Genomic DNA, 15,891 nt, shown 5'->3' on the forward strand with positions numbered 1-15,891 from the left:
ATTCGTTCTTTAATTATGGCTTTCCGTTATTGCTTATGAAAATTAGACTGGCTTTTATTGCTTTGTTTTACGCGGTAAGCATTGGATTGACGGCTCAAAATCGCATGGTCGATAGTCTGCGGCAGTGGCTGGCCACGCATCCTGTCCAAGACAGTGCGCGTGTCGTGACACTCCATCGGTTGGCTTATCGCCTTTCTGAAATTGACCAAACTACCGCGTGGCGCTACGCCAATGAAGCTAACCAGCTCGCCAAAAAACTCAATAACAATACTAATATTGGTCAAAGTTTTATCAATTACGCCATTCTGGAGTCGTTGGAAGGGAATTATGCCAAAGGTCAGGAATATTATCTTACAGCGCTGAAGCTTTTTGAACAGACAGGGTGGGAGCGTGGCAAAGCGATTTGCCTCAACAATATTGCCGAAAACTACAAAAGCATGAATCAACTGGAAAAGGCGTTGGATTATACTTTTCGTGCCTTGGAGTTGAACAAAAAAAAGAATGAAATACGGGGAATGGCGGTCAATCACGAGCAAATCGGCGACTTATATCGTCGCATGGGCCGCTATGAAGAATCGTTAAAATACTTAGATCAAGGCCTGAAATTGGCGGAGCAAGCCGACCAAAATTACCAGATATTGCCCCAGATTTTACTAGGAATTGCCCGAAATTATAACGACCGGCGGGAGTTTTCGACGGCGCTTTGGTACATGGGGAAGGCTACACAGCAAAGTCAACAGCACGGCGAAAAATTACTCCAAATTCAGTGCTATGAAGAATCTGCGAAGACGTTCAGGCTTCAACAGAAACTCGACAGCGCCAAAGTGTATTTTCAAAAAGCACTCGACACGGCTACGCAGTTTGGATCCATTGTGGAAATCGCGCATATCAATCAAGAAATGGCGGAATTGGCAGAAATGAAGGGGGACTATCAAGGGGCATTGGGCTATTTTAAAGCGTACAAAATGCTGAACGATTCGATAGAACGGAAAAAGAATGTGGTTCGTGCCGAGTTGGTTGAATTGAAATATACCGCTTTCGAGAAAGACAAAGAAAACCAACGCCTCAAGCAAATTAAGGCCTCGCAGGAAGCGGAATTGAAGAGCCAAACCTATTGGATTATTTCGCTGGCGTCGGTTATTGTGGTGTTGATGGGGGTTTTGAGCTACGCATTTTACAGAAATCGGTTGAAACAAATTCGCGATGCCCAAAAAACACAGGCCGAAACCATTCGTCAAATGCAGTTGTCGGACCGAATTAGGAGTCAGATTGCGCGCGATTTACACGATGATTTGGGCGCAACGCTGAGCGGAGTAGCGATGCTAAGCCAAGCGGCCAAACGCCAACTGAAGGACAAAGACGAACAGTTAAAAGAACTGTTGGACCTGATAAGCATAAACTCGCAACGAACCGTGAGTACGATTCGGGACATTATCTGGACCACTCGCCCCATGAATGATAGCCTGGAAAGTATCACGACCAAGATGAAAATTTTTGCGTCAGAAATGCTTGAACCAAAGCACATTCACTACGATTTTTGTATTTCAGAAGAATTAAAAGGCTATAAATTGCCGTCCAATCAACAGTATAATTTTTACCTTATTTTTAAAGAAGCCATCAACAATGCCGCCAAATATGCGCAGGCACGGCATGTTTGGATAAAGATTTGCAGAAAAAACCAACAACTTCATCTTGAGATTAAAGATGATGGGATAGGCTTTGACAAAGAAGCCGTGAAAGGCAGCGGCAACGGACTTTTTAACATGGAAAAACGGGTGGAAGAACTTGACGGCAGCATGACTGTGCAATCAGCACCTAATCAGGGTACAATTATCGAACTCACTTTGCCCCTTGCTACGCCTCTGGTATTTACTGAAAGAGCGTTTGTTGAAGTGGGATAGAACTGCAAAAAAGCCTCCCAAAAAGCAATTGAGTGTATATCTTCCCCTAAAGAACCATTGACTTAAGAGGGGTATTATTTGTTGCATTGGGGAGAAAACAGTAGGTTGCGCTTTAGAAATGTATAAAAAATACGCCATGACCTCGCTTTCGGCCGTTATTATTACCGTAAACCAAGAAAAGAAAATCGCTAAAACGATTGAAGCCCTCAAAGCCCTCACCAATGATATTGTAGTTGTGGATTCTGGCAGCACCGACCTTACCCGGAAAGTAGCCCGGGCGGCGGGAGCCAACGTGCTCGAACGACCTTGGACGGGGTATTCTGAGCAGAAAAACTTTGGTAATCAGTGGGCAAAATACGATTGGATTTTATCCGTCGACGATGACGAAGTAGTAAGCCCAGAGTTAGTTGAAAGCATAAAGCAAGCCTTCACTCCCGCCCCAGAGGCTGATGCCTATGATTTGCCTTTCAGAACGGTTTTTGCGGGAAAGTTGATTCGCTTTGGTGGATGGAATCCAGAATCCCACGTCCGAATTTTTAACAGAAAAAAGATTCAGTGGAATACTGACGCGGTCCATGAAGGCTTGACGCTCAAACCAGAGCATACTGTAAAAAAACTAACGGGGTACGTACATCATTATACCGTTGATACACCCGAACAATTTATTGCTAAAACCGACCGATACAGTACACTTTTTGCCGAAAAAGGGCGAAAAATAGGCAAAAAAGCTTCTTTTGTTAAAGTCTACCTTAGTCCAGCGTTTCGGTTTTTGGTAGAATATATCTTCAAATTTGGCTTCTTAGATGGGTATTATGGCTGGTTTATTGCCAAAGAAAATGCCCGTTATACGTATTTGAAGTACAAAAAACTAAGGTAGAGGTGGGGCTCGCTTACACCTAACTTTTAGGTATTTTGAATTATAAGACAGCATAAAAAAAGCGTCAGACGGTTTGAACGGGGACGCCCAGTCCGTCTGACGCTTAGATAAGCTAAGAAATATGATGAATTTATGCCTTCACTACCCATCCAAAAGGGTCTTCGGTTTTACCCGTGCGGAGATCGGTTAAAAAGTTTTTAACCCGCGAAACAAATGAATCTTCGGTTACGGCAGGAAGTTCGTAGTCGGTTCCTTCAAAGCCGATTACGCCAAACGGCGACACCACCACGGCAGTTCCTGCCCCAAAAGCCGCCTCTAAACGGCCTTCTTTAAGCGCATCTATGATTTCTTTCACGGCTACTTTACGTTCTTCTACAGGTACTCCCCAATGACGGGCAATATCTACGATGCTTTTGCGGGTCACACCGTTGAGGATGGTATCGGAAGTAGCAGGCGTTACGAGTTTGCCATCCATGAAAAACATCACGTTCATCGTTCCTGATTCTTCTACATACTCGTGGTCGCGGGCATCTGTCCAGATAATTTGGTCGTAGCCTTGTTGTTGGGCCAATTTGGCAGGATACAACGAGCCGCCATAATTACCCGCACATTTGGCAAAACCTACGCCACCTTCGGCCGCGCGGATGTAGTGCTGCTCCACTTTCACGCGTGGAGGTTTTGAGTAGTATTTTCCTACTGGGCTGGTGAAAATGATGAACTTGTAGGTATCTGAAGGTCTTACACCAATATAGGCATCGGTAGAAAACATATACGGACGAATATAAAGCGAAGTATCTGGGGCAGTAGGAATCCAAGCCGCATCTGTACGGAGCAATTCGGTGAGGCCGCCCATGAAAATTTCTTCGGGGACTTCTGGCATACACATACGCGTGGCCGACTTGTTAAAACGCGCCCAGTTGTCCAACGGACGGAACATCAGCGGCTCACCTGCTTCGTTTTTGTAGGCTTTCATTCCTTCAAAAATTGCTTGTCCGTAGTGGAGAGCGGCAGTGGCGGGGCTGAGGCTGAGGTTGGCATAGGGGACAATTTGAAGGTTGGTCCATTCGCCGTTGATATAGTCGGCGACAAACATGTGGTCTGAATAATGGCGACCAAATACCAAATTGTCGAAATCTACTTCATGGATACGCGAAGCTTCTACGCGTTTGATTTCCATGGCCAATGTGTCCGTTGTCATTGTGTTGGTGGTTTTACTGTATGTAAGCAATTATTGTATCTGATTTCTAAGTATCAACTGTTCTGTATCAGCACTTAGTGTGCCGAAAGACCAAAATTAGTTGTCAATGCAAATATTTTTATTTTTCGGCGAAAAGACAAGAAAATATCAGTTTAGTTATCAAAAAAATGAATTGGGCTCGTAGGGGCAGGCCTTGCGTCTGCCCTTTTGTACCGTTGCGTCTGCCCTTACGAGGATTTACGGCCCGCCCATTTTATTTCTTCTATTCCCAATTCCTGTGCCATTTTTCGCGAAAGCACAAATAAATAATCCGAAAGACGATTTAAGTACCGAATCACCTCGGCTTCAACGGGTTCAGATTCATTGAGTGCAATGACCAAACGCTCGGCCCGCCGGCACACCGTCCGGGCTACGTGCCCAAACGACACCGAAGGATGCCCTCCAGGCAGAATGAACGAACGCATGGGCTCAAGTACGGTGTTCATTTCGTCCATGGCAAGCTCCAATGCGACGATGTCTTCTTGGTGGAGGTCAGGGATAAAGTGTTTTTTGTTGTCTGGCTCGGAGGCCAAAATGGAGCCAATCGTAAAGAGGCGGTCCTGAATGTATTTTAAAAAGTCGCGGCGTACTTCGTTCACAGGTTGGTCGCGGACTAAGCCGATGTAGGAATTGAGCTCATCTACCGTGCCGTAGGTATCGATTCGTAAATCTGCCTTACTGATGCGCGTCCCGCCCACGAGCGAAGTGGTGCCTTTGTCACCCGTTTTTGTATAAATTTTCATGTATTTTTGGTATGGCTGGTCAATCATTCTTTGTTCGACTTGCCTGTTTTTAGTGTTCCAACAAACTAATGGGTAAAACGGTTTAATTCTCCTTAAAACATGTAAATTGAAGATTGAAATAAAGAGACTTACCCCAATCGAAAATACAATGATAGAGACTGCTTTTCAAATCGCTAACGTGCTAGTATTCCCCCAATGGCTTCTGATGATTGTTGCGCCCCGTTGGCGCGTTACGCAGTGGTTGGTGCGCTCGTACCTGATTCCTGTTTTGCTGGCGTGCATGTACGCATATTTTATTTTCAGCGGTGGGCCGTTGAATTTCAATGACTTCAGTACGTTTGAGGGGGTCAAAAGTTTATTTTCTAAAGGCGGAGACGGCGCGGTGTTGGCCGGGTGGATTCACTACTTAGCGTTTGATTTAGTAGCAGGAAGTTTTGTGTTGAAAGACTCTCAAGAGAAAAATATCCCGCACGGGTGGATTATCCTCCCGCTGTTTTTTTGCTTTATGCTGGGGCCGATTGGATTGCTGGCGTATTGGGTTATTCGGACGGGGAAGACGCGGCAGGTAAATTGATTTTTTTGTAAACTACTGACAATGGCAATTTTACGTTTAGTGCTGGCAAATCAATGGTTTCTTTCAAATCGCTGTAGAAATCCACGTACCAACGTTTCCCTTCGCGGTTGAAAACTTCTACCAAACATTCCTCTTGTTCGATGATTAAGTAATATTGTAACGTTGGGATTTGGGTGTATTCAGCCAATTTGGTTACACGATCTGTGTTAATACTACTTTCTGACAATACTTCAACAATAAAAACTGGTTCGGTTGCGTATTTTTTTTGATTACCGCTTTCGTGAAAAATGAAAAAATCAGGAATTCTAAACGCCTTGCCCTCTTTCACTTGCAGTTTTACAGCATTTTGAACAAAAATAAAAGGTTGGTCTTCTAAAAGTCCACGCAGATAAAAATGAATATTACCCGCAATTTGATTGGCAGTTACTGATTCTCCTGACATTTCGATAATTGCTCCGTTTACGTACTCAAAACGCCCTGCATTTTGCTCACAAAAAGCAAAGTATTCTTCGACGCTATATGTTTTTTCGGCTATTGTTTCCATCACAACTTACTTTGTTTCTTCAAAAATACGCGTTCTTCTTTGAACGAGCAACTATTAGATTTTTCCACTTTTAGCCTTATTGTAATAAAATCGAAACAGAAAATTTCAACGAAAGATAATGGAAAATGAACTCCGCAGCCAGGACTGGTTTGGCAAAGAAGGTAAAGACGGTTTTATTTACCGCAGTTGGATGAAAAACCAAGGCCATGCGCCGCACCAATTTAAGGGAAAACCCGTGATTGGTATTTGTAATACGTGGTCGGAAGTAACACCTTGCAACGGCCACTTTCGAGACTTAGCCCAGAGTGTTAAAAACGGTATTTACGAAGCGGGTGGTTTTCCATTGGAATTTCCGGTGATGTCTTTGGGCGAAACCCTCATTCGTCCTACGGCCATGTTGTATCGCAATCTGGCGAGTATGTCGGTCGAAGAAAGCATTCGTGCCAATCCTTTCGATGGGATTGTCTTATTGACGGGGTGCGACAAAACCACTCCTTCGCTCATCATGGGTGCAGCGAGTGTCGATTTACCCACGATTGTATTGCCCGGCGGGCCGATGTTGGCGGGTCGTTTTCAAGGCAAAGCCATCGGCTCGGGCACCGACGTGTGGCGCTTTGCCGATGACCTCAAAACGGGCAAAATGACCCCCGAAGAATTTGAAGAGGCGGAGAGTTGTATGAGCCGTAGTATTGGTCACTGCTCCACAATGGGTACGGCCTCTACCATGGCGACCATGGCCGAAGCTCTGGGCCTTACGCTGCCGGGGCTGTCGGCCATTCCTGCCGCAGATTCTCGCAAGAAAATGAATGCCCACATGACGGGAATGCGTATTGTAGAAATGGTCAAAGAAAACCTGACACTTTCACAGATATTGACCCGAGAAGCCTTCGAAAACGCCATTATGCTCAATGCGGGCGTGGGAGGCTCTACCAATTTTGTGTTGCATTTGCTGGCCATCGCGGGTCGGATAGGAGTAGACTTGACGTTGGACGACTTTGACCGCGTAGGTTCACGAATGCCGTTTTTACTAAATGTGATGCCTTCTGGTAAATACCTCATGGAAGATTATTTCTACGCGGGTGGATTGCAGGTGGTCATCAATGAAATGAAGGAGCATTTACACAAAAATGTAATAACCGTAAATGGTAAATCATTGATTGATAATTCATTAAATGCCAAAAACTGGAATCCTGACGTAATTGCTTCGGGCGAATCGCCGATTTTGGAAGAAGGAGGGATTGCGGTTATTAAAGGCAATTTGTGCGAAAATGGTGCGGTCATTAAACCTTCGGCGGCTTCGGCGCATTTGATGAAGCACAAAGGTCGGGCTGTGGTGTTTGAGTCAATCGAAGATTATCATGCTCGAATCGAAGACCCTGAATTGGATATTGACGAGACCTGCGTAATGGTCCTTAAAAACGTGGGGCCAAAAGGTTATCCAGGAATGCCTGAAGTTGGTAACATGGCGTTGCCTAAAAAACTGTTGGAAAAAGGTGTGACGGACATGGTGCGTATTTCTGATGCCCGTATGAGCGGAACGGCCTACGGAACGGTTTTGCTACACGCTTCGCCCGAGAGTGCCATTGGTGGTAATCTGGGGTTGGTGCAAAACGGCGACATTATCGAAGTTGACATTCACGAACGCTATATTCACTGGCACGTTTCAGACGATGAAATCGCGCGTCGTCGGGCGGCTTGGACGCCGATTGATTTGGGCTACAACCGCGGCCACAACAAACTTTACATTGAGCACGTGACCCAATCGCATGAAGGTTGTGATTTTGACTTTTTGATTGGAAAATCTGGGCACAAAGTGAGTAGAGAGTCGCATTAAACAAAGAGACTTGGATAGTTAGGCGTCTGACAGTTTTAAACTGTCGGACGCTTTTTTTATCCCCTGCTCAAGCCTGTTCCTTATCCAGTGGGTGTAGTTCGGGCCGCAGCGGGTAAAAAAGGTTTGTAAGATATTGGTTTTCAATAGGCTTTGGTGAAAATCGTGTTCGTAGTGCGCTACTATGATATGCCACACCAGTAGAGCTAAGTGAGGGTCTTTTTGTTGGTATATATCTTATAATTCTCTCTGAAAAATTTTGGCATAAGTTGTATCTTTCTGATGGGCCTTACTGTATTCCTCAAATAGGACTAACTCCTGCCGCTATATAGTATCATCAAGGTAGGATGGTGAGTAGATTTGAAGGGTAGAAAGGTTTGATTATAAGCAGTTTAGTAAGTAGCAAACTTAAATCAAAACAGTATTATGTTCAACTACCGCAGTACGCTTTTGTCTGTTATTTTGGGGGCAGTACAGTGTGTCACTGTCACCTTCGGCCAGGAATCACAGTCCGCCAAATTGAAAGATTTTCGTCTGAATTTCCTGCAACGTACCGAACTGACAGAGGATGTCCAACAAGTCAAATTGAAAGATTACCGCCCAGTCTCAATTTACAAAACGCCCCAATCAAAAATTCCGAAAGCCAAATACCCAGCAATAGACCTTCACACCCACGATAATCCCAGAACCGATGCTGATGTGGATAGGTGGGTGCAGCTCATGGATGAAGTGGGGATTGATAAGTCAGTCATTTTATCGTACAGTACGGGAGCGGCTTTTGATGCCATGGTACGTAAATACGCCCGTTATCCCAATCGTTTTGAAGTATGGTGTGGGTTTGACTATACTGGAATGGATCAACCCGATTGGTCGCAGCGGGCGGTGGCAGAATTGGTACGGTGCTACCAATCGGGTGCACGGGGGGTGGGGGAGTTGGGCGACAAAGGTTTGGGGGAATTGTACTCTAAACCAACTCCGGGACGTGGTATGCACATTAACGACCCCCGTATGAAACCCCTCCTGATGAAGTGTGGGGAATTGGGAATGCCCATCAGTATTCACGTAGCGGAGGATGCCTGGATGTACTTGCCTTCTGACTCTACCAATGACGGTTTGATGAACGCTGCCAAATGGCGGGTGGATATGACCAAAGAGGGTATTTTGAACCATGATCAGTTGATTACTACGCTTGAAGAGGCTGTACGCGACAACCCCCGCACGACTTTTATCGCTTGTCACTTGGCTAACTGCAACGCTGACTTGAGTCAATTGGCGAGGCTACTGGATGCGTATCCCAATTTGTACGCGGATATATCAGCTCGATTTGCCGAATTTGCCCCAATTCCACGCTTTGCCAAGGCATTCATGGAAAAATACAGCGATCGGTTGGTCTATGGTACTGACATGGGTTTCTCACGCGAAATGTATCTTACTACGTTCAGAATCCTTGAGTCGGCCGACGAGCACTTTTACGAGCACAATCGGTTTGGGTACCATTGGCCTTTGTATGGGTTGTCGTTAAGTTCGAGAACGCTTAAAAAAATATACCAAACCAACGCCCGAAAAATATTAAGGAGATAGTGATTATGCTGACAAAACCCAAGCCATAATCCCTTCTTTCAACGCATAGGTCGAAGAGCGAATCTGTTGAATATTCAAACTTCGTAAAACATGGTCAATCAGCACCACACCCGGTACAATCATATCGACCCGTAACTCTATCATGCCGGGAATGGTCATGCGCTCATCGTGATTCTGGGTAGTGAGAAGATGGTAAGCGCGGTAGAATTCTTCCGTTGCAATCTCAAAACCTGTTTGTGAGGGGGAGGGCAAATGGCCAAGTCGGTGCATAAAATCCATGTCAACCAACGTATCGAATGAACCTGAAGAGCCGACCAGCGTTTGGGGGGCGTATTGGTGAGCGGCATTGACCAGCGGTAAAAGTTGTTCCTGAAAATAATCATTCATTCGCCGAATTGCCGACGGCGATATGGGGTCAGTAAGTACAAATTGCTCCAGCAACCGCTGCCCGCCTATTTCAAAACTTTGTTTCCAAAAGATGCGCGAAGCATTGCAAATGATAAACTCAACGCTGCCTCCGCCGATGTCCATGATGACAGATATTTTCTGGCCTAACGCAATTCCTTGTCGGACGCCGTGGTAGATTAATTCTGCTTCACGGTCGCCCGAAATGATGTCAATCGTGATTTCTGTTTCTTTTTTGACCGTTGCGCAAAATTCTTTCGCATTTTTTGCGTTTCGAATCGCGCTGGTGCCAATGGCCTTGATGTTGGAAAGCTCAACGCCAAATTCATCTATTCTTTGACGAAACTGACTTAGTACATTCAACGCACGTTGAGTTGCTTCTTCGGTGATAATGCCCTGATTAATACCTGATTTGCCTATCTTGGCGGGGATTTGAGTCTTAAAGAGGGGGATAATCCCGTCAGGATTTTGTTCAATAATTAACAAATGGAAAGTATTGGTTCCAAGGTCAATAATGGCGTACTTCATGGGTTGGGAAGGGATATTTTTGCGGATAATGTAAATAACTGAAACAAAAACACAAATAAAGTTGATTTTTTAGAAGCAGACTTTTATTTTTGCAATCCGTTTCAAAATAGATATAAACATAAACACATATGCTCGTCGTACAAATCAAAGAAAACGAATCAATTGACAAGGCACTCAAACGTTTCAAAAAGAAATTTGAAAAGACCGGAGTTTTGAAAGAATTGCGTTCACGCTCTGCTTTCGAAAAGAAATCAGTGAAACGTCGTCAGCAAGTGATTCATGCCTCTTACGTGCAGAAAATGCGCGAGGGCGATGAACTATAAGCGATTATAAAGTCATTTCATATATATCAAGGCACTGCGATTCGTCGCAGTGCCTTTTTCGGCTTCTATATATCGGCTTTTCTGAAGGGCTTTACATCTATCTTCTCCCATACTTTGCCAGTTACGTAGGGGTCGTTTTGGAGCCACTGGTTGAGCCCTGTTTCATCTTCAAAGTCAACCACCATCATTGACCCAATCATCTTTCCATCAGGGTCTAATAAGGCTCCGCCTAAGACAAAATTTCCAGTAGATTTCAACTGTTTTGCGCCATCAAAGTGATTGGGCCTGACGGCCATGCGGCGTTCGAGGGCTTGTTCATCGGTAAAATCGTAGGCATGAATTACGTAAAGCATACATCAAAAGGGGTTATATGTGAAGGTTTATTTGTGGTCAGAATAGAATTGAAAAAGGGTTAGAAATCAGGGAAAACCCATTTATTTCTAACCCTTTACGGTATGAGACTGAAATGCTTATTTTGCTTCGGTTTCGCTGGTCGCTTCTTCCTCTTTCTCTTCTTTGACCTGATCGTTGCTGTTCTCAGTGTTCATGTAGGCTTGATATACCGTCTCTCTTTCGAAAGGACGCTTGCCAATCAAACGCTCCAAGTCACTCTGGAACAGGATTTCTTTTTCCAACAATTCTTTGGCAATTACTTCCAGCGCTTCGCGGTGCTCAGAGAGCAAGGCATGGCAGCGGTCGTAGGCCTGCGCAATGATTTTCCGCATTTCTTCGTCAATCATGCGAGCAGTTTCTTCCGAATATGGCTTATTGAAAGAGTATTCAGACTGCTTGGAATCGTAGTAAGACATGTTCCCGATTTTGTCGTTCAGACCGTATACGGTTACCATGCTGTGTGCCAATTTGGTTACGCGTTCCAAGTCGCTGAGGGCGCCCGTAGACACTTTGCCAAACACGACATCTTCGGCCGCGCGGCCCCCCAACGTCATACACATTTCGTCCATGAGCTGCTCGGTACGGTATAGATACTGCTCACGCGGTAAGTATTGCGCATATCCTAAAGCCGCTACACCGCGGGGTACAATCGTTACTTTAACCAATGGGTCAGCGTGCTCCAAGAACCATCCTGCTACTGCGTGTCCTGCTTCGTGGTAGGCTACGATTTTCTTTTCGTCGGGCGAGATAAGTTTGTTCTTTTTCTCCAAACCACCAATTACTCGGTCCATTGCGTCCTGAAAATCCTGCATGGTCACTTCTTCACGATCACGACGGGCCGCGATTAGGGCGGCTTCGTTACACACGTTGGCGATTTCAGCTCCTGCAAAACCGGGCGTTTGAGCGGCCAATTTTTTAGGGTCTACATCAGGAGAAAGCTTTATAGGCTTCAAGTGAACTTTAAAAATAGCCTCACGGCCCACGATGTCGGGTTTATCAACCGAAATCTGGCGGTCAAAACGACCGGGACGCAACAACGCTGGGTCAAGTACATCTGGACGGTTGGTGGCCGCCATGATGATGATGCCTGAATCGGTCGCGAAACCGTCCATTTCTACCAACAGGGAGTTCAAGGTATTTTCGCGCTCATCATTGGCTCCGGGCATCGCACCCCGACCGCGTGAACGGCCCACGGCGTCAATCTCATCAATAAAGATGATACAGGGCGCTTTTTCTTTGGCTTGTTTGAATAAATCACGCACACGCGCGGCACCTACTCCTACAAACATTTCCACAAAATCAGAACCTGAAAGGGAAAAGAAAGGGACACCGGCTTCACCCGCTACTGCTTTTGCAATGAGGGTTTTACCCGTACCGGGAGGGCCTACCAATAAAGCACCTTTCGGGATTTTTGCCCCAAGTTTGGTGAATTTGCCGGGGCTTTTTAGGTAATCAACAATCTCTTTGATTTCCTCTTTGGCTTCTTCAAGACCAGCAACATCATTAAAGGTTATTTTAACTTTGTTTTCGGCATCAAAAAGAGTGGCACGTGACCGACCAATGTTGAATATCTGACCACCTGGACCACCACCGCCTGTCATGCGGCCAAGCAAAAAATACATGGCCAAAATCATGATAATCAGGAAGCCCCAAGTGCTGAGGAAGCCTGTCCAGTCGCTGCGGCGATCAAAATCGTAGTCAATTGAATCGCTATCAGGTTTTAGTTTTTGGAAGTCATCCAAAAATTTATCGGCCGAGGTAACTTCAAACTGAAATTGGGGACCTCCGTTGCCAAAATAAGGCTTATCGGCAAACAAAGCGCGGTATTTGGGGTCTTCCATCGCTTTGGGGGTAAGCGTTACTTCTACAAATTCGTTATTGACAATGACGATATTTTGCACTTCGTGTGCTTGAACCATCTTCTCAAATTTCTTTTGGGTAATCGGCCTTACCGCAGTATTTTTACTGAAGAAGGTAATCCCCAAAATTGCTAACACCAATGCCGCAATAATCCACCCCTGATACCCGGAACGGCGCGGATTGCGGTTATTGGAGTTAAGCGGATTTCCATTGTTTTCGGACATAATAATTGAAACGTTAACGGTTAATGGTTAATAATTAATCGTTGAGCCGGTCAAAAACCAATGAAAAAGGGTTGTTGCTGCGGGGACGAAAAACAATTAACAAATGGATTATTGTAAACAGGTATGGTTGATTATACGTGCAAGAGCTGAGTTTTTCACGTACAATGAGAAAACACTATTTTTATCTCTAATGTTCAATCAGGCAAATTCCTCCTCGACGTGGGTAACTTTGGCATCACCCCAGAGTTGTTCCAATCCGTAGAATTCACGACGTTCTTTCTTGAAAACATGGACCACAACATCCACATAATCAATCAATATCCATTCTTTGGCTTCACGCCCTTCACGCTGCCAAGGCAATGAGTTCGTGATTTTTTGTACTTCATCTTCGACAGAATCGGCGATGGCGTCTACTTGGGTATCGGAGTTACCGGTACAAATAACAAAGAAGTCTGTAATGGAGTTTTTTATTTCGCGCAGGTCCATCACTACGATGTCTACTGCTTTCTTTTCCTGCATTCCCTTCACAACCAGCTGGCACAGTTCTTCTGAAGATATAATGTTTGATTTGCGTTGTTTCATGCGTAAGTTTTAAATTGCATCAATTCAATTCTAAAATTAAAAAATTTTGTACAAAAGTAAGCCCAAAACCCTGTTTATTGGAAAAAAAATACTTTATCTGCCATCTTGTCAGTCGACTAACGACGAAGCGGCTGATTTGTTGCGCCAAGGCCAAGGCTTGGAAGGGACCGTTGTCATAACCGATTACCAGACGGCAGGGCGCGGCCAACGCGGCAATCAGTGGCTTGCTAAGCCGGGCGAAAATTTTACGCTATCGGTGATTTTACGCCCCCATTTTTTGATGGCAAATGAGCAGTTTCGGTTAAACATTGCGGTGTCGCTGGGAGTTTTTGATTTTTTACTTCCTTACATGGGGCCTCTCCTAAAAATAAAATGGCCCAACGACATCTACGTAAACAATCAAAAACTAGGCGGAATCTTGATTGAAAATACATTACAGGGAAATCGCCTGGAAAGTTCAGTCGTAGGAATCGGCCTGAATATCAATCAGCTTGATTTTGAAGAAGGCCGTGCTACTTCGCTGCGGTTGATGCTCGGGAGGGAGTTGTCGTTGGAATCGCTTCTCCCTGAATTGTTGGCTTCGATTGAAAAAAACTATCTTTTATTGCGTAATCGAAAGTATGACCTCCTGAAAACACGTTATTTGCAGCATCTTTTTCGTTATCAGGAGCCGCACTTATTTCAACGGGCTGGTGAAGAGATAGAAGGGGTGATTGTGGGAGTAGCCGAAACGGGGCATTTGGCGGTTCAAATCAATAATAAACTCGAATATTTTGATTTTAAGGAAATCAGTTATGTATTTTAATCAAATGCGTTTTGCCGTTGAAAACGAAAAACGGAAAACGGAAAATGGGAACAGGAGAACAGGGCTCATTGGGTTTTTGACTCTTTGCGTTTTGCCGCTATATTTTTTGCTTAGTTCCTGTAATTCTTCCACGCCCGATTATGTTCCTAAGCCCAAAGGCTACCCGCGGATGGATTTGCCCCCCCAAACCTACCAAACCCTGAAGGAAGACCATCCTTACACGTTTGAATACTCCAAAAGTGCGGTGATTTTGCCCGATACCTTCCGCATGGCGGAGCCGCACTGGATTTTTGTGGCGTATCCTTCCTTGAATGCCAGTATTCAGTTGACGTACAAGCCGGTACAAAACAACCCGCAGCGCTTGTCAGGATTTATCAATGATGCATATCGACTAGCAGGAAAACATCAGGTGAGGGCCACCGGAATTAGGGAACAGGTAATCAAAACAAAATCGGGTCAAACGGCAGTGGTGCTTGATTTGGCGGGAGATGTGCCGAGTTATACCCAGTTTTTTACGACAGATTCTTCCAAGCATTACCTACGGGGGGCGCTGTATTTTACCGTTGCCGACAAGCAAGATTCTCTAAAGCCCGCCATTGATTTTCTCAGAAAAGATGTCATGCACCTGCTCAATACCCTGAAATGGAAAAAATAAGGGTTGCCGTTGGGCAACCCGAAGTGGAGTAGAACTGGTAGAACTGATAGTTTTTTTGATAAATTGTATTCAATAAAACACCCTCATCAGATTACTAAAATACTTTGGTCAGTATGCTATAACCCATGAGTTTGTCTTTGCGATACGTTTCGGAGCGTATATCCCACAACACATTGGGGGCGCGGAAACTGACCACTTGAAAATCAAAAGATATATTCATGATGGTTTTGGTACTTACGGTCATGTCGGAAGTTACCTTATAGGCGTTGAAAGTACCCGCTGGAACGGTAATATTTTCCTGAGCCACTACTTTCCGATTCTTCATCGACATCGAGTAGTTAAGCATCATTCCTCCGTCCATTTCGCCTTGTCCTTTCAGTTCGGCATCTTTCAGCGCTGCACCGACGGTGTAATTGTCGGTGTAGGTAAGGTCGGTAGAAGTAAAGGTCATTTTGGCATCTTTTAGCATGGGGTTTTCTTGGCCCGCCATCATTGCCGTCATATCAACCATCAATTCATTGCCTTTGCAAGCACACTTATAATTGTTGGTTGCTTGAAGTTTGTCTTTGGCATCGAAGTTTTGCATTTCCATAGACATAAGCGTGGTGCCATTTTCGGTGCTTATGTTTTTGACGGTATACACTATTTTTCCAGTGGGTTTGTCTTTGGCGTTGTAGGTGACCATTTCGTAGCCCATTCCTGCTTTCATGTTTACGCCCATGCACGTTTGGGCCTGAATGCGCGTACTGATTACCGTTGCGATTAAGATGAGACTGAACAATGCGTATTTTTTCATTGGAGAATTGGGGGGAAAGATGAATAATAACC

Annotated in this window: 16 protein-coding genes; 8 read left to right on the forward strand and 8 right to left on the reverse strand. The window is 44.9% G+C overall.

Annotated elements, in window-relative coordinates; all coding sequences use genetic code 11:
• Positions 1 to 35 precede the first annotated feature (35 nt).
• Both NCI00_RS16035 and NCI00_RS16040 read left to right on the forward strand, forming a co-directional pair.
• Positions 36 to 1,901, forward strand: a complete 1,866-nt coding sequence (locus tag NCI00_RS16035) for an ATP-binding protein (protein WP_253529159.1) — start codon at positions 36 to 38, stop codon at positions 1,899 to 1,901.
• Positions 1,902 to 2,019: 118 nt separating this feature from the next.
• Positions 2,020 to 2,778, forward strand: coding sequence for a glycosyltransferase family 2 protein (locus NCI00_RS16040; RefSeq protein ID WP_253529160.1), 759 nt, complete (start codon positions 2,020 to 2,022; stop codon positions 2,776 to 2,778).
• A 130-nt stretch (positions 2,779 to 2,908) separates the two neighbouring features.
• Here NCI00_RS16040 and NCI00_RS16045 read toward each other — a convergent pair whose 3' ends face one another.
• Positions 2,909 to 3,976: a branched-chain amino acid aminotransferase gene (locus NCI00_RS16045; protein ID WP_253529161.1), complete on the reverse strand. Its 1,068-nt coding sequence runs from the start codon at positions 3,974 to 3,976 to the stop codon at positions 2,909 to 2,911.
• 227 nt (positions 3,977 to 4,203) lie between these two features.
• On the reverse strand, positions 4,204 to 4,758 hold the full coding sequence (locus tag NCI00_RS16050; RefSeq protein WP_253529162.1) for a cob(I)yrinic acid a,c-diamide adenosyltransferase: 555 nt from the start codon (positions 4,756 to 4,758) through the stop codon (positions 4,204 to 4,206).
• 148 nt (positions 4,759 to 4,906) lie between these two features.
• On the opposite strand from NCI00_RS16050, the gene NCI00_RS16055 reads away from it, so the two are divergent.
• Positions 4,907 to 5,332, forward strand: coding sequence for an ABA4-like family protein (locus NCI00_RS16055; RefSeq protein ID WP_253529165.1), 426 nt, complete (start codon positions 4,907 to 4,909; stop codon positions 5,330 to 5,332).
• On the opposite strand, the gene NCI00_RS16060 is transcribed toward NCI00_RS16055, so the two are convergent.
• On the reverse strand, positions 5,298 to 5,876 hold the full coding sequence (locus NCI00_RS16060) for a Uma2 family endonuclease (RefSeq protein ID WP_253529168.1): 579 nt from the start codon (positions 5,874 to 5,876) through the stop codon (positions 5,298 to 5,300). The genes NCI00_RS16055 and NCI00_RS16060 overlap by 35 nt on opposite strands.
• Before the next feature lie 118 nt (positions 5,877 to 5,994).
• On the opposite strand from NCI00_RS16060, the gene NCI00_RS16065 reads away from it, so the two are divergent.
• Together NCI00_RS16065 and NCI00_RS16070 are read left to right on the forward strand one after the other, a co-directional pair.
• Positions 5,995 to 7,710 (forward strand): IlvD/Edd family dehydratase, encoded by a 1,716-nt coding sequence (locus NCI00_RS16065; protein ID WP_166560594.1) that lies wholly within the window; start codon positions 5,995 to 5,997, stop codon positions 7,708 to 7,710.
• Positions 7,711 to 8,133: 423 nt separating this feature from the next.
• Positions 8,134 to 9,288 carry an amidohydrolase family protein gene (locus NCI00_RS16070; RefSeq protein WP_253529171.1) on the forward strand — a complete coding sequence of 385 codons (1,155 nt, stop codon included), beginning with the start codon at positions 8,134 to 8,136 and terminating at the stop codon, positions 9,286 to 9,288.
• Between the two features lie 3 nt (positions 9,289 to 9,291).
• Here the strand turns inward: NCI00_RS16070 and NCI00_RS16075 are convergent, their stop codons facing one another.
• On the reverse strand, positions 9,292 to 10,221 hold the full coding sequence (locus tag NCI00_RS16075; protein ID WP_253529174.1) for a Ppx/GppA phosphatase family protein: 930 nt from the start codon (positions 10,219 to 10,221) through the stop codon (positions 9,292 to 9,294).
• A 128-nt stretch (positions 10,222 to 10,349) separates the two neighbouring features.
• On the opposite strand from NCI00_RS16075, the gene rpsU reads away from it, so the two are divergent.
• Positions 10,350 to 10,544 (forward strand): 30S ribosomal protein S21, encoded by a 195-nt coding sequence (gene rpsU, locus NCI00_RS16080; RefSeq protein ID WP_114066818.1) that lies wholly within the window; start codon positions 10,350 to 10,352, stop codon positions 10,542 to 10,544.
• A 65-nt stretch (positions 10,545 to 10,609) separates the two neighbouring features.
• Here rpsU and NCI00_RS16085 read toward each other — a convergent pair whose 3' ends face one another.
• The 3 genes from NCI00_RS16085 to rsfS form a co-directional block, all read right to left on the reverse strand.
• The gene (locus tag NCI00_RS16085; RefSeq protein ID WP_114066817.1) at positions 10,610 to 10,897 is read right to left on the reverse strand and encodes a YciI family protein; all 288 of its coding nucleotides are present in this window, start codon (positions 10,895 to 10,897) and stop codon (positions 10,610 to 10,612) included.
• Positions 10,898 to 11,014: 117 nt separating this feature from the next.
• A complete protein-coding gene (gene ftsH, locus NCI00_RS16090) occupies positions 11,015 to 13,021 on the reverse strand; it encodes an ATP-dependent zinc metalloprotease FtsH (protein ID WP_166560590.1) in 2,007 nt (668 codons plus the stop codon).
• Between the two features lie 198 nt (positions 13,022 to 13,219).
• Positions 13,220 to 13,603, reverse strand: a complete 384-nt coding sequence (gene rsfS, locus NCI00_RS16095; RefSeq protein WP_114066815.1) for a ribosome silencing factor — start codon at positions 13,601 to 13,603, stop codon at positions 13,220 to 13,222.
• Positions 13,604 to 13,649: 46 nt separating this feature from the next.
• Between rsfS and NCI00_RS16100 the strand changes: the two genes are divergently transcribed.
• On the forward strand, positions 13,650 to 14,408 hold the full coding sequence (locus NCI00_RS16100; protein WP_253529177.1) for a biotin--[acetyl-CoA-carboxylase] ligase: 759 nt from the start codon (positions 13,650 to 13,652) through the stop codon (positions 14,406 to 14,408).
• Entirely contained in the window at positions 14,398 to 15,063 is a 666-nt protein-coding gene (gene gldD / locus NCI00_RS16105) for a gliding motility lipoprotein GldD (RefSeq protein ID WP_253529179.1), read from the forward strand. Before NCI00_RS16100 ends, gldD begins: the two co-directional genes overlap by 11 nt.
• Positions 15,064 to 15,157: 94 nt before the next feature.
• Here gldD and NCI00_RS16110 read toward each other — a convergent pair whose 3' ends face one another.
• Positions 15,158 to 15,859, reverse strand: a complete 702-nt coding sequence (locus tag NCI00_RS16110) for a TapB family protein (protein ID WP_253529180.1) — start codon at positions 15,857 to 15,859, stop codon at positions 15,158 to 15,160.
• Positions 15,860 to 15,891: the final 32 nt, after the last annotated feature.

Origin of the sequence: Runella salmonicolor (genome assembly GCF_024158025.1) — a bacterium.
In the GTDB taxonomy this organism is placed as follows: domain Bacteria; phylum Bacteroidota; class Bacteroidia; order Cytophagales; family Spirosomataceae; genus Runella; species Runella salmonicolor.

What these genes read in the sequence shown, in the direction of transcription:
- NCI00_RS16035 (WP_253529159.1), top strand. Translation starts at nt 36, where the DNA reads ATGAAAATTAGACTGGCTTTTATTGCTTTGTTTTACGCGGTAAGCATT.
- NCI00_RS16040 (WP_253529160.1), top strand. Translation starts at nt 2,020, where the DNA reads ATGTATAAAAAATACGCCATGACCTCGCTTTCGGCCGTTATTATTACC.
- NCI00_RS16045 (WP_253529161.1), bottom strand. Translation starts at nt 3,976, where the DNA reads ATGACAACGGACACATTGGCCATGGAAATCAAACGCGTAGAAGCTTCG.
- NCI00_RS16050 (WP_253529162.1), bottom strand. Translation starts at nt 4,758, where the DNA reads ATGAAAATTTATACAAAAACGGGTGACAAAGGCACCACTTCGCTCGTG.
- NCI00_RS16055 (WP_253529165.1), top strand. Translation starts at nt 4,907, where the DNA reads ATGATAGAGACTGCTTTTCAAATCGCTAACGTGCTAGTATTCCCCCAA.
- NCI00_RS16060 (WP_253529168.1), bottom strand. Translation starts at nt 5,876, where the DNA reads ATGGAAACAATAGCCGAAAAAACATATAGCGTCGAAGAATACTTTGCT.
- NCI00_RS16065 (WP_166560594.1), top strand. Translation starts at nt 5,995, where the DNA reads ATGGAAAATGAACTCCGCAGCCAGGACTGGTTTGGCAAAGAAGGTAAA.
- NCI00_RS16070 (WP_253529171.1), top strand. Translation starts at nt 8,134, where the DNA reads ATGTTCAACTACCGCAGTACGCTTTTGTCTGTTATTTTGGGGGCAGTA.
- NCI00_RS16075 (WP_253529174.1), bottom strand. Translation starts at nt 10,221, where the DNA reads ATGAAGTACGCCATTATTGACCTTGGAACCAATACTTTCCATTTGTTA.
- rpsU (WP_114066818.1), top strand. Translation starts at nt 10,350, where the DNA reads ATGCTCGTCGTACAAATCAAAGAAAACGAATCAATTGACAAGGCACTC.
- NCI00_RS16085 (WP_114066817.1), bottom strand. Translation starts at nt 10,897, where the DNA reads ATGCTTTACGTAATTCATGCCTACGATTTTACCGATGAACAAGCCCTC.
- ftsH (WP_166560590.1), bottom strand. Translation starts at nt 13,021, where the DNA reads ATGTCCGAAAACAATGGAAATCCGCTTAACTCCAATAACCGCAATCCG.
- rsfS (WP_114066815.1), bottom strand. Translation starts at nt 13,603, where the DNA reads ATGAAACAACGCAAATCAAACATTATATCTTCAGAAGAACTGTGCCAG.
- gldD (WP_253529179.1), top strand. Translation starts at nt 14,398, where the DNA reads ATGTATTTTAATCAAATGCGTTTTGCCGTTGAAAACGAAAAACGGAAA.
- NCI00_RS16110 (WP_253529180.1), bottom strand. Translation starts at nt 15,859, where the DNA reads ATGAAAAAATACGCATTGTTCAGTCTCATCTTAATCGCAACGGTAATC.